The sequence below is a fragment of the Corallococcus sp. NCSPR001 genome (assembly GCF_017309135.1).
Lineage (GTDB): Bacteria > Myxococcota > Myxococcia > Myxococcales > Myxococcaceae > Corallococcus.
This window is the reverse complement of sequence record NZ_JAFIMS010000002.1, coordinates 3,128,372-3,141,177: the sequence shown is the minus strand read 5'-3', so window position 1 is coordinate 3,141,177 and position 12,806 is coordinate 3,128,372. Positions and strand designations below refer to the sequence as shown.

Annotated in this window: 7 protein-coding genes; 2 read left to right on the top strand and 5 right to left on the bottom strand. The window is 71.4% G+C overall.

Going from position 1 to position 12,806, the window contains the following annotated elements:
• Nucleotides 1-2: 2 nt before the first annotated feature.
• From JYJ93_RS14870 to uvrA, 3 genes are all read right to left on the bottom strand, one after another.
• Entirely contained in the window at nucleotides 3-1,136 is a 1,134-nt protein-coding gene (locus JYJ93_RS14870) for a chemotaxis protein (RefSeq protein WP_206791572.1), read from the bottom strand.
• Nucleotides 1,137-1,220: 84 nt separating this feature from the next.
• Entirely contained in the window at nucleotides 1,221-1,781 is a 561-nt protein-coding gene (locus JYJ93_RS14865) for a glutathione peroxidase (RefSeq protein WP_206791564.1), read from the bottom strand.
• Nucleotides 1,782-1,815: 34 nt separating this feature from the next.
• On the bottom strand, nucleotides 1,816-7,119 hold the full coding sequence (gene uvrA, locus JYJ93_RS14860; protein ID WP_206791562.1) for an excinuclease ABC subunit UvrA: 5,304 nt from the start codon (nucleotides 7,117-7,119) through the stop codon (nucleotides 1,816-1,818).
• Between the two features lie 168 nt (nucleotides 7,120-7,287).
• On the opposite strand from uvrA, the gene JYJ93_RS14855 reads away from it, so the two are divergent.
• On the top strand, nucleotides 7,288-8,301 hold the full coding sequence (locus tag JYJ93_RS14855) for a serine protease (RefSeq protein WP_206791560.1): 1,014 nt from the start codon (nucleotides 7,288-7,290) through the stop codon (nucleotides 8,299-8,301).
• A gap of 24 nt (nucleotides 8,302-8,325) precedes the next feature.
• On the opposite strand, the gene JYJ93_RS14850 is transcribed toward JYJ93_RS14855, so the two are convergent.
• Nucleotides 8,326-8,910, bottom strand: a complete 585-nt coding sequence (locus JYJ93_RS14850) for a DUF2378 family protein (protein WP_206791552.1) — start codon at nucleotides 8,908-8,910, stop codon at nucleotides 8,326-8,328.
• A 372-nt stretch (nucleotides 8,911-9,282) separates the two neighbouring features.
• Between JYJ93_RS14850 and JYJ93_RS14845 the strand changes: the two genes are divergently transcribed.
• Nucleotides 9,283-11,412: a M4 family metallopeptidase gene (locus JYJ93_RS14845; protein WP_206791550.1), complete on the top strand. Its 2,130-nt coding sequence runs from the start codon at nucleotides 9,283-9,285 to the stop codon at nucleotides 11,410-11,412.
• A gap of 77 nt (nucleotides 11,413-11,489) precedes the next feature.
• On the opposite strand, the gene JYJ93_RS14840 is transcribed toward JYJ93_RS14845, so the two are convergent.
• Nucleotides 11,490-12,800: a M18 family aminopeptidase gene (locus tag JYJ93_RS14840; protein WP_206791540.1), complete on the bottom strand. Its 1,311-nt coding sequence runs from the start codon at nucleotides 12,798-12,800 to the stop codon at nucleotides 11,490-11,492.
• Nucleotides 12,801-12,806: the final 6 nt, after the last annotated feature.

Genomic DNA, 12,806 nt, shown 5'->3' with positions numbered 1-12,806 from the left:
GCTCAGCGCGCGCGACGCCAGGCCCGCGTGAGCAGCAGGCCTCCCAGGAGGCCGCCCGCGCCCAAGAGCGTGAGCCAGAGCAACACGCGGTCCACCAGCGGGCCCAGCCGGTCGAACGCGTGGTCCACCCAGCCGCGCGCCAGTCCGTCCATCTGCTGGAGCGCGGCCACACGCTCGGCGTGCAGCGCGTCCACCAGCGCCTGCCGCTCCCGCCCCACGTCCGAGAGCACGGCCTGGCGCTCGCCGGTGACGAACTCCTGGAGGCCCATGCGTTCGGCGTGCAACGCGTCCAGCGCCGCGCGGCGCTCGCGTTCGATGAGCGCGGGTGAGTTCGCGGCCAACGCGCCCACCCGGTCCAGCAGGTCCACCGTGCGCCCCAGTTCCGCCAGCGCGGCCTGGACCGTGGGTGCATGCAGGGCATCCGTGGCGACCAACTCCGCCTGCCAGCGCGCCTGCCTGGGCAGGCTGGCCGCGTAGAGGTCCACGCGCGCGGTGAGGTCGCGCGTGTCCTCGACGAGTCCGGCCGCCGTGGTCCGCAGGCCTCCCCCCGTCACATCCGTGAGGGAGGCCAGCAGGCCCGTGGTGGACACGCGCGTGACGAGCGGCCCGGTCAGCGGATGCGCCGCGGCCCAGGCGTGGACCCGGTCGCGGGTCTGGGTCACGTCCTCGCGGCCTGTCACCACGCGCCACTCGGCCTCCACTTCGGACTCCAGCGCCACCAGCGAGTCATGGGCGTGCGCCAGCAACTCCGGCGATGCGCCCTCGGCGTTGCGCGGCAGGTAGTCCTCCAACTGGGCCAACAGCGCCCAGGTGTCGATGAGGGCGGCCAATGGATCCGGCTGGAAGAGCGCGCTCTGCACGGCGGGCACCGCGTTGGCCTTGAAGCGCAGCATGGCCGAGGCCACCCGCGGTGAGCCGGAGCGCGCGGCCAGGTCGTCCGCCAGGGCCTCGATGAGTCCCGAGAAGCGCCGGGCCAGGTCCCGCACCCGCGTGCGCATCACCGCCACGGACAGGTCGGACCGGCCCACGCGCGTGGTCAGCTCCGAGCGCTGTGGCTCCAGCGACGCGCAGCCACCGCACAGCGCCGTGAGCAGCACCACGGTCACGACGCGCGCGGGAGGGAGAACCGGGGACATGGGCCGGGCCCCAAGCTGCGCACGGCCTGCTCCGCCGCCGAGCAGTCCCCCGGGGCGGAGCCAACGTCGGACGTCCGACGCCCGTCACTTCTCCGCGAGCGCCTTGTCGATGGCGGCCTTCAGCTCCGGGCTGTCCGGCGTGACGCTGCTGGGGAAGGCGGCCTTCACCTGGCCGTCCTTGCCCACCACGTACTTGTGGAAGTTCCACTTGGGCTCGCCATGGTCCTTGGCGAGGAACGCGTAGACGGGGGACTGGCCCTCGCCCTTCGTCTTCACCTTCTCGAACATGGGGAAGGAGACCTTGAAGCGCAGCTCGCAGAACTTCGCGATCTGCTCGGAGGTGCCCGGCTCCTGGCCGCCGAAGTCGTTGGACGGGAAGCCCAGGACGACCACGCCCTTGTCCTTGTAGCTGTCGTAGAGCGCCTGGAGGCCCTTGTACTGCGGCGTGTAGCCGCACTCGGACGCGGTGTTCACGACGAGGGCGACCTTGCCCTGGAAGTCCGACAGCTTCTCGGGCTTGCCGTCGAGCCGGTTGGCGGAGAGCTGGTGGAAGGACATGGCTTTCTTCTCGGTCTTGTCCGCGGCGGTGGCCGCCGTGGAGAGGGAGAGCACCGTCGCGACGGTGCACAGCAGGGGAGTTCGCATGGCGAACGCAGGATGCCGGAAGGAGCGCATGGATTCACCGTCCCCGTGAGGCGACGCGCGCCTTGGGTTCTTCAGCGGAAAAAACCGACTTGAGCACACGCCCCGTGGGCGTCTTGAGCTTCGCCACCTCGCGAGGCGTGCCTTCGCCCACGATGCGGCCTCCGCCCTCGCCGCCCTCCGGCCCCAGCTCCACCACGTGGTCCGCCGCGGCGATGACCGACGGGTGGTGCTCGATGACCACCAGCGTGTCGCCCCGGTCCACCAGCCGGCCCATGAAGGTGATGAGCTTCTCCACGTCGCCCAGGTGCAGGCCGGTGGTGGGCTCGTCCAGCACGTACAGCGTGGGCTCGTGGCGGGAGGTGGCCGTCAGCTCCGCGGCCAGCTTGAGCCGCTGCGCCTCGCCGCCGGACAGCGTGTTGGAGCCCTGTCCCAGTTGCAGGTAGCCCACGCCCAGGTCCGCCAGGCACTCCAGCGGCGCGGCGACCTTGGGCAGCGCGCGGAAGACGTCCTTGGCCTCGTCCGCGGACAGGCGCAGCACGTCGCCCACGGTGAGCCCGTGGTAGCGCACCTCCAGCGTGGCGGCGTCGAAGCGCGCCCCGTTGCAGGCCTCGCACGGCGTGACGACGTCCGGCAGGAAGGACATCTCATGGGAGATGGCGCCCTGCCCTTCGCACACCTTGCAGCGGCCACCCGCCGCCGTGTTGAAGGAGAAGCGCGCGGGCCCGAAGCCGCGGATCTTCGCCTCCGGCGTGGCCGCGAACACGCGGCGCAGCTCGTCCCAGATGCCCAGGAACGTCGCCGGCACCGAGCGCGGCGTGCGCCCGATGGGCGATTGGTCCACCGACAGCACCCGTTTGATGGACTCCGTGCCCTTGAGCACGTCGAACGCGCCGGCCTTCGCCGTGACGAGCCCCAGCTTGTCGCGCAGCGCCGGGTACAGCACCTGCCGGATGAGCGTGCTCTTGCCGGAGCCCGACACGCCGGAGACGACGTTGAGCCGCCCCACCGGCAGCCGCAGGTCCACGCGCTGGAGGTTGTTCGCGCGAGCGCCCTTCAGCTCCACCCAGGCCTTGGGCTCCCCCCGGCCGGACGGAGGCCGCACCTGCGCGGCCCGCAGCGCCTGCGCGGTGGGCGAGTCCGACTCCAGCACCACGTCCGGCGTGCCCTCCGCCAGGATGTGGCCACCGCCCCGGCCGCCCGTGGGGCCCAGGTCCAGCAGGTGATCCGCGGCGCGGATGGTGTCCGAGTCATGCTCCACCACCAGCACCGTGGAGCCCGTCTCCACCAGCGCGCGAAGGTTGTCGAGCAGCCGGTGCGTGTCGCGCGGGTGCAGGCCGATGGTGGGCTCGTCCAGCACGTACATCGCGCCGGTGAGGCCGGCACCCAATTGCGCGGAAAGCCGCAGGCGCTGCATCTCACCGCCGGACAGCGTGGCCGCGTTGCGGTCCAGGGACAGGTAGCCCAGGCCCACGCGCTCCAGGAACTCCAGGCGCCGCAGCATCTCCTGCCGCGCCGTCTCACCCAGCAGCGCCCGGTCGCCCTTGAGCTTCCAGGTGCGCACGCGCGCGAGCGTGGTCGTCACCGACGCCTGCACCACCTCGTGGTAGCGCGCGCCCTCCAGCCGCACCGCGCGCGGCACCGGGGACAGGCGGGTGCCATCGCACGTGCGGCACGGGGCCGTCTCCCCCTCGGCCATCGCGGCGGCGCCGCCCTGTACGCCCGTGCCCTCGCACGACTCGCAGCGGCCCTGCTTCGTGTTGAAGGAGAACCAGCGCGGGTCCAGCTCCGGCACGGCGGTGCCGCACTTCGGACACGTGCGCTCGCTGGACAGGAGCGTCTCCGCCCTGCCCGTGCGCAGCTTCACCGCGCCCTTGCCCCAGTTGAGCGAGGCCTCGAACAGCTCGCGCGGCAACTTCGCGAGCTTGCCCTCGTACATCACGAGGTCGATGTCGTGCTCCTTCGTCTTCGCCAGGCGCGGCGGGTTGTCCGTGGACGCCAGCTCCCCGTCGACGATGGCCTGGGTGATGCCCGCGCGAGCCGCCGCGGTGAAGACGTCCAGGTACGTGCCCTTGCGCGCGCGCACCGCGGGCGCCAGCACCTGGCCGTCGCCCTTCGTCGCCAGCACCTGCGCATAGAGCGCGGCCGGCGTGGTGGCGCCAATGGGCGTGTCGTCATGCGGGCAGTGCGGCTCGCCAATCTTCGCGTACATGAGCCGCAGGTAGTGGGCCACCTCCGTGACGGTGGCCACGGTGCTGGTGGAGCCCGCGCGCGACGTGCGCTGCTCCAGCGCCACGGTGGGCGGGATGCTGCTGATGCGCTCCACGTCCGGGCGCGGCAGCGTGGGCAGGAACTGCCGCGCGTACGGCGTCAGCGTCTCCAGGAAGCGGCGCTGCCCTTCCGCGAAGACGACGTCGAACACCAGCGAGCTCTTGCCGGAGCCGCTGGGCCCCGTCACCACCGTCATCTTCCCCAGGGGAATCCGGCAGGACACGTCCTTGAGGTTGTGCTCGCGCGCGTGCTCCACCTCGATGGCGGGCGGCGCCTCCTTCCCCGGGCGGCGCAGCTTCACCGCCTTCGCCAGCGGCTTGCCCTCGCCCCGGAGCGCGGCGGCGGTGGCGCTGCCCTTCACCTTCGCCACGTCGTCGGGCGTGCCCTCCGCCACCAGCCGGCCACCGTCCCGGCCGCCCTTGGGCCCCAGGTCGATGATCCAATCCGAGCCCTTCATCACCGACACGTCGTGGTCCACCACGAGCACGCTCGCGCCCCGGTCCACCAGCGCGTGCAGCGACGCCATCACGTGGCGCACGTCCTCCGCGTGGAGGCCCGCGCTCGGCTCGTCGATGAGGAACAGCGTGCCCTTCGCGTCGCTCGCCAGCGCGCGCGCCAGCTTCAGCCGCTGCGCCTCGCCACCGGACAGCGTGGACAGGGGCTGGCCCAGGGGCAGGTAGCCCAGGCCCAGCCGCTGCGCCGGCCCCAGCGTGCGCTTGAGCGCGGAGTCGTCACCGAAATGCTGGAGCACCTCGTCCACCGTCATCTCCAGCACCTGCGCCACGCTGAAGCCCTGGTGGCGGACGGCGAGCACCTCCTCCTTGAAGCGCCGGCCCCGGCACACCGCGCACAAGAGGGCCACGTCCGCGAGGAACTGCATCTCCACCGTCTCGTAGCCTTCACCGGAGCAGGCCTCGCAGCGGCCCTTGTCCACGTTGAAGGAGAAGTGCGCGGACGTCAGGCCCCGCACCTCCGCGTCGGGCTCCGAGGCGAATCGCTCGCGCAGCCGGTCCCACGCCTTGGTGTACGTGGCCGCGTTGCCGCGCGACGTGCGCCCCAGCGGGGACTGGTCCACGAAGGTGATGGCCTCCACCTGAGCCCCGCCCTCCACCGCCGCCACGGCGCCGGGGGCCTCCACGTCCTTCACGCCCAGCCCGCGCGCCAGGTGCCGGTAGAGCACCTCGTCCATCAGCGTGCTCTTGCCGGAGCCGCTGGGGCCGGTGATGGCGCACAGCACGCCCAGCGGCACGCGCACGGACACGTCCTTCAGGTTGTGCTCGCGCGCCTCGCGGATGACGATTTCGCCCGTGCGGGTGCGCGGCGTGCGCGGCGCCTCCGCGCCCCCGGACAGCATGCGGCCGGTGGGCAGGTCCTGCCGCTTCGCCAGCGCCTCCGGGGTGCCGTCGAAGCACAGCTTGCCGCCATGGCGTCCCGCGCCCGGCCCCAGCTCCAGCACACGGTGCGCGGAGCGGATGATCAACGGGTCATGCTCGATGACCAGCGCGATGTTGCCCCGGTCCGCCAGCTCCGCGATGGCCTCCGTGAGCGGCGGCACGTCCCCCGGGTGCAGGCCCACGGTGGGCTCGTCCAGCACGAACAGCGCGCCCGTCAGCGACGTGCCCAGCGCCGCGGTCAGCGACACGCGCTGCGCCTCGCCGCCGGACAGCGTGCGCGCGGGCCGGTCCAGCGTGAGGTAGCCCAGGCCCACGCGCTGGAGATAGCGCAGGCGCGCGGACAGCTCGCGCCGGGCCAGGTCGCCCTGCCCCGTCAGCGTCTTCAGCCCATCCAGCCGGGCCAGCGCGTCCGTCAGCTCCAGCCCGTGCCACGCCGGCAGGTCCAGCCCGCCCACGCGCCACGCGCGGGCCTGCTCGTTGAGGCGCGCGCCGTGACAGCTCTCGCAGAGCGTGTACGCGCGATACCGGGCCAGCAGCACGCGCACGTGCATCTTGTACGTGCGGCCCTCCATCCACCGGAACCACGCGCGCACGCCCGGGTACACACGGCCGCCGTCGTAGTCGCCCTCGCCCTGGAGCACCGCCTCGCGCTGGGCGGCGGTGAGCTTCTCCCACGGCTTGTCGAAGGGGATGCCCTTCTGCTTGCAGTAGCGCTGGAGCATCTCGCGCTCCCAGCTGGTGGACTGGCCGGACCAGGGACGGATGGCCCCCTGCGCCAGGCTCAAGCCCGGGTTGGGGATCACCTTCCCCCAGTCGATGCCGATGGTGCGCCCGAAGCCGCGGCACGGCGCGCACGCGCCCACCGGGCTCTGGTAGCTGAAGAGGCCCGGCCTCGCGAGCTCGAACTCCCGCGCGCACTTCGGACACACCAGGCCCCGGCGCAGCCTCCTGGGCGCGGTCTCCGGCAGGAAGAGCAGCGCCTCGCCGTCCGCGCGCGCCCACGCATCCTCCAGCGCCTGGGTGACGCGGGACAGGTTCGCGTCCGTCAGCTTCACCCGGTCCACCACCACCTGCGCCACGCCCGCGGGGTCGGTGGCCTCGCCCGGCTTGAGCGTCTCCAGCTCCTTCACCTCGCCCTGCACCATCAGCCGGTGGTAGCCGTCCTTCAGCAGGCGGGCCCGCGCGTCGATGAACGCGGCCGTGTCCGGGATGCGCACCGGGTACGTGAAGACGCCCTGCGCTTCCGGGTGCTCGCGGAGGGCCGCCAGGGCCGCCACGCGCGCGTCGGTGCGCACCGCCTCCAGGCCACAGTCCGGGCACACCGGCATCGCCTCGCGGGTGAAGAGCGCGGACAGGTACGGCTCCACGTCCGCCAGCGTGGCCACCGTGGAGCGCGAGCTCTTCACCGGCGCGCGCCGGTCCACCGCGACGCCCGCGGCCACCGGCTCCAGCGCGTCCATGGGCGGCCGCTCCAGCCGCTCGAGGAACTGCCGGGCGTACGGGCTGAAGCTCTCCACGAACCGCCGCTGGCCCTCCGCGTAGAGCGTGTCCAGCGCGAGGCTCGATTTGCCGCCTCCGGACACGCCGGTGACGCAGACGAACTCCCCTTCGGAGAGATCGACGGACAAATCCTTGAGGTTGTGGGTGCGGGCGCCGACGAGGTGGGTCTTGTGCATGCCGGCCGGAGGTTTAACGACCGGACACTCGCGCGCCAATCACAACATGACGGCCAACATCGTCCCGCCCGGGTGGGTTGGGTGGGGAGCGGGCAGGCTGATACAACGTGATGCGGCCCGTCACATCGAATGAGTCTCGGTGGGAATGCCGGCCGAACGGGGGTGGCCATGTCCGACGACGTCCAGGCACGCGGTGCGCGGGCCGAAGAGGCCCTTCAGCGCACGAGTGCCTCCCTGGTGTTGCTGGACCTGGGCGGCCACACCGCCACGGGCTTCGTCATCTCCTCCGAAGGCCACGTCGTCACCAGCCTCCACGCGGTGGCCAGCGCGCGCGCCATCACCGCCGTGCTGCCGGACGGCCTGCGCTCCCCGGTGGTGCAGGTGGCGGCCGTGGATGAGCGCCGCGACCTGGCCCTCCTGTGCCTGTCCGTGCCGGACCTGGTGCCCGCCCTGGCCCTGGGCCCCGCCACGCTGCCCTCGGAAGGCGAGGCCCTGCAGGTGATCCAGGCCCACGCGGACCACCCCCCGGAGCCGCGCCACCTGGAGGTCCGCGCGGTGCAGGTGCTGGGCGAATGGCTCACCCTGCTGGAGCTGTCCCGCACGCTGCCCGAGGACGCGTCGGGCTCGCCGGTGCTGGACGCGCGGGGGCAGGTGGTGGGGTTGGCCACCGCGGCGCTCGCCAACGGCCGCGCGCTGGGGCTGGTCATCCCGGTGCGCTACATCGCGCCGCTGCTCAAGACGCCCGGCCCGCCCCGCCCGCTGTCCGCGCTGGACGCGCCCCGGCAGCGCTCCACCCGCGTGCGCCAGGTGCCGCAGCATCCCGTGGGCCTGCTGGAGGGCTGCGCGACGCCGGCCGTGGAGTCCGTGGCCTCGCTCTTGGGCCAGGCCATCAACGTGGGCGCGCCCGCCTACAACCGGGGCGACGTGGAGGGCTGCTACCGGCTCTACGCGCACACGGCCGAACAGCTCATCGACGAGCGAGACGACTGCCCCGGCGTCCAGCGCGCGCTGCGCGACGGCCTCTTGCGCTGCGAGGGCCTGCGGGACATGGAGGACCGGGCCTGGGCCCTGCGTGACACGTTCGACGGGTTGATGGACGTCATCGGCCGGTGGCGCCAGTCCCGCCCGGCGCTGCCCACCTCCGCCAGCAAGCGCCCCCCGCCGAAGACGTACCTCAACTAGCGGCGGGGGGATGCGCGGGCCTCTTCAGGCCTCGTCCCAGCGGATCCGCAGCGCATAGGTGTGCTCGGCGCGCTCCAGCACGTCCACGCGCGGCAGCACCCGCGTGCGGCGCAGCACCTGCTCCACCACACCCGCCACGAAGTCCGGCAGCGGATCCGCGTCCACCACGCGCGCCCGCCACTCCCGCGCGCGCACCGGCTCCAGCACCAGCTTCATGTCCTCGCGGCCCGCGCGCAGGTACGTGGGCAGCCGCGCCAGGCACCGCTCCGCGCCCAACAGCGGCGCCGCCGCCGCGAAGATGCGCCCCACCAGCGTCTGCGCGAAGCCCTCCACATAGTGCGTGCCCAGCACGCGGTTGGCGTCCTCGCTCGCGAGGCCCGGGCACGCATGCCGCCGCGCCACCGCCAGCGACGCGCGCCACACCTCCAGCGGAATGCGCTCCTCCACCGTGTCCGGGTCGTAGCCCACGTCCCGCAGCGCCTGCGCGAACGGGCCCGACGGCCGCAGTGAGTGCTCGAACAGACCTTCGAAGTTCCGGCGCGGCACCCGCACCAGCAGCGGCGGCAGGCCTGGCGCCTCCCGCGTCTCCGGATGAATCCACGGCTCCATGTCTCTCAACCCCCCCAGGGTCCAGCCCCCGCACCATCCCGGCCGGGAAACCGTGTCTCAGTGTATCAGCCTCCACCCGCCGGGCCTGCCCGCCTGGTTGCCGCTGTTGTGGACTTTTCCAATGATTTCTTCCGCCATTTCCCGCCCCGTCCGCGCTGATCCATGACGGCTCGCGTCGGGGATTCCGGGAATTCGGGTCACGAGGGACCCGGACTGAAAGCAAAAATTCGGTGTCAACCGTTGAATTCACCGGAAGTCCACTGGCTCTATCCCCTGATTCCTGGGCTGCCGCGTTAACTTCTTCAAGCCATCGGAAACTCTCGGTGTTCATCGTGCGAGAATTGTTCATCCCCCTTGCAGTGTGAGTGATCCATGACCATTCGCCGCACCGAAGGTTCGACGCCCGTTTCTCTCCGTCCCACCACCGATACCTCCGCGCCGGCGAAGGCGAAGAACGTCCTTCGCGTGAAGGACGGCTTCGAGTCCGTCTCCCGCACGGGCGCCGCCGCTGGCGCTCAGCCCACCGCCGCCGCCGCGACGACGGCGCAGGCTTCCACGACGGGGGCCGCTTCCGCGCAGACCGGCCGCCTCGCGCTGGACAGCAAGGAGGCGCAGGCCGCCATCCAGACGTCGCTGAAGGCCCTCACCCCGCCGATGACCGCCTCGTCGCTGCTGGCGGCGAACAAGACCGGCCCGACGCTGGCCCCCAAGAGCGTGGAGGTCGACGAGCTGGGCATGACCCACGTTCGCCTGGACCGCATGCACGAGGGCGTGAAGGTCTTCGGCGAGCAGCTCATCAGCCACCTGGGCACGGACGGCAAGGTGTCCAGCATCACCGGTGAGCAGAACCCCATCCCCGCGGGCCTGGGGACCCAGAAGCCGAAGCTGGCGCCGCAGCAGGCCATCGACATCGCGAAGAAGGAGCTGGGCGGCAAGGCCGACAAGCAGCCCTCTTCCGAGCGCGTCATCTACCAGGACGCGGAAGGCAAGTACCACTCCGCCTACCAGGTGGAAGTGACGCAGATCGCCGGGCAGGAGAAGCCCAAGAAGCAGAACTACATCATCGACGCCAACACGGGGAAGGTGCTGGAGAGCTTCAACAAGATCGGCGGCTGGTCGAAGTCCGCCGCGGCGCAGCTGCAGGTCAACGGCACGGCCAGCCCCAACGTCGCCATCCCGGACAAGGGCCAGGTCCAGTCGAAGATCAACATCCCGGACGGCGTGACGGTGGACAAGCTGTCCGTCGACCTGAACATCAAGCACACCTGGAGCGGCGACCTGAAGGTCTCCGTGACCAGCCCCTCCGGCAAGACGGCCGTGCTGCAGGACCGCAAGGGCGGCTCCAAGGACGACATCGCGGGCTCGTTCGACCTCTCGGAGGCCTTCAAGGGCGAGAGCGCCAAGGGCGAGTGGACCATCACGGTCGAGGACAAGGCCGCGCGTGACACGGGCACCCTGAACAACTGGAGCCTGAACATCACCGCGAAGGAGACCACGCCTCCGACGGATCCGCAGAACCCGCCCACGGGCACCGCGGACGACCTGTCCATGTACAGCGGCCACGTGGACCTGAAGACCAAGAAGGAAGCGGACGGCACGTACTCGCTGGAGGACTCGACGCGCGGCAAGGGCATCGTGACCTACGACGCGAACAACAAGTCCACCGCGTCCGGCCAGACGAAGATCACCGACAACAACGACAAGTGGGGCGAGGCCACCGACCCGGCGCGCGCCAAGGCCGGCATCGACGCGCACTACGGCGCGGCCATGACCTACGACTTCCTGAAGAACGTCCTGGGCCGTGACTCGATCGACGGCGCCGGCGAGAAGCTCGTCAACTACGTGCACGTGAAGAACAACTACGTGAACGCGTACTGGGACGGCGAGAAGATGAGCTACGGCGACGGCGACGGGAAGCAGTCCGGCCCGCTCACCACGCTGGACATCGCGGGCCACGAGATCGCGCACGGCCTCACCGAGCGCACCGCGGGCCTCATCTACAGCGGCGAGTCCGGCGGCCTGAACGAGTCCTTCTCCGACATCATGGGCACGGGCGTGGAGTGGTACGCCGCGCAGAACAACCCCGAGGCCAAGTGGAACTGGACCGTGGGCGAGGCCGCGTGGACGCCGAACAACGGCGACTCCGAGGACGGCCTGCGCTACATGAACGACCCGACCAAGGACAATTACTCGGTCGACAACTACAAGAACTACCCGAAGCAGACGGAGGTGCACGGCTCCAGCGGCATCTCCAACAACGCCTTCTACCTGCTGGTCGAGGGCGGCAAGAACCGCACCTCCGGCCTGGAAGTGAAGGGCGGCATCGGCATGGAGGACGGCCTGAAGATCTTCGGCCGCGCCCTCACCACGTACATGACGCCGAAGACGACGTTCGCCCAGGCCCGCGAGGCCACCATCAAGGCCGCCACCGACCTGTACGGCGCGGACTCCAACCAGGTGGCGAAGGTGAAGGACGCCTGGACCGCGGTGGGCGTGAACTAGTCGTCCGCTGACGGAAGCATCCTGAAGCACCCGAGGCGGGTCCGGTCACCACCGGGCCCGCCTCTTCCTTTTGCCGCTCAGGCGAAGAGGCGCGACAGCACCGCCACCATGCGGGCCACGTCGGACGCGGCGGCCAGCTCGCGGATGGAGTGCATGGACAGCATGGGGTTGCCCACGTCCACCGTGCGGATGCCCAGCTGCCCCGCGGTGATGGGGCCAATGGTGCTGCCGCAGCCCAGGTCCGTGCGGGTGACGAAGTGCTGGGGCGTCACGCCCGCCTCCTTGCACAGCGCCGCGAAGTACCCCCACGACTCGCCGTCCGTCGCGTAGGACTGGTTGACGTTGGTCTTGATGACCGGGCCGCCGCCCAGCTGCGGCTGGTGCTTGGGCTCGTGCATGGACGAATAGTTGGGGTGCACCGCGTGCGCCATGTCCGCGCTCACCATGAACGAGCGGCGGATGGCGCGGTGGAACGCGTCCGCCCTGCCATCCGAGTGCGCCTGGACGATGCGCTCCAGGAGGTCCTTCAGGAACGGCGACGCGGCGCCCTGCGCGCTGCGGCTGCCGCACTCCTCGTGGTCGTAGAGCACCACGCCCACCGTGGCCTCGCGCGGGCCGGTGTCCTTCAAGAGCGCGGTGAGCCCGGTGTGGCAGCTGGCCAGGTTGTCCAGGCGGGGCGCGTGGAGGAACTCCCCGTGCAGGCCGGAGCGCGTGGACGGCTGCACGTCGTAGAGGCACAGGTCGTAGCCCAGGAGGTCGTCCGCGGCGGCCTTCACGCCCGAGCGGCCCAGCTCCTCCACCAGCAGCCCCTTCAGCTCCGCAGGACCCGCGCTCTCCAGGCCCAGCACCGGCACCATGTGCTCCTGGGGGTTCAGCTTCAGGCCGTCCGAGTTGACGCCGCGGTTGAGGTGGATGGCCAGGTTGGGCACGCGCAGGAGCGGCCGGCGGAAGTCCACCAGGTGGTGCTGGGGGCGGCCGTTGTGCAGCGTCACCACGCGGCCCGCGAGCGACAGGTCGCGGTCCGTCCACGTGTGCAGGAGCACCCCGCCGTAGATTTCCACGCCCAGCTGCTGGTAGCCGTGGCGGTTGACGGGCGCGTTGGGCTTGAGGCGCAGGTTGGGCGAGTCCGTGTGCGAGCCCACCAGCCGGAAGCCGGTGGTGTCCACGGGCTTCGTGCCCAGTTGGAAGGCGGCGATGCTCGTGTCGCCGCGGATGACGAAGACCTTGTCGCCGGGCTTGAGCGACCAGGACTCGCGCTCGTCCAGTTCGCGGAAGCCCGCGGCGGTGAGGCGGCGCGCCGTCTCCCGCACGGCGTGGTACGGCGTGGGCGACGCGTCGATGTACTGGAGGAGGTCGTTGGCCTGCGTGTCGATGTCAGTCGGGCTCATGGGCCC

What these genes read in the sequence shown, in the direction of transcription:
- JYJ93_RS14870 (WP_206791572.1), bottom strand. Translation starts at nt 1,136, where the DNA reads ATGTCCCCGGTTCTCCCTCCCGCGCGCGTCGTGACCGTGGTGCTGCTC.
- JYJ93_RS14865 (WP_206791564.1), bottom strand. Translation starts at nt 1,781, where the DNA reads ATGCGAACTCCCCTGCTGTGCACCGTCGCGACGGTGCTCTCCCTCTCC.
- uvrA (WP_206791562.1), bottom strand. Translation starts at nt 7,119, where the DNA reads ATGCACAAGACCCACCTCGTCGGCGCCCGCACCCACAACCTCAAGGAT.
- JYJ93_RS14855 (WP_206791560.1), top strand. Translation starts at nt 7,288, where the DNA reads ATGTCCGACGACGTCCAGGCACGCGGTGCGCGGGCCGAAGAGGCCCTT.
- JYJ93_RS14850 (WP_206791552.1), bottom strand. Translation starts at nt 8,910, where the DNA reads ATGGAGCCGTGGATTCATCCGGAGACGCGGGAGGCGCCAGGCCTGCCG.
- JYJ93_RS14845 (WP_206791550.1), top strand. Translation starts at nt 9,283, where the DNA reads ATGACCATTCGCCGCACCGAAGGTTCGACGCCCGTTTCTCTCCGTCCC.
- JYJ93_RS14840 (WP_206791540.1), bottom strand. Translation starts at nt 12,800, where the DNA reads ATGAGCCCGACTGACATCGACACGCAGGCCAACGACCTCCTCCAGTAC.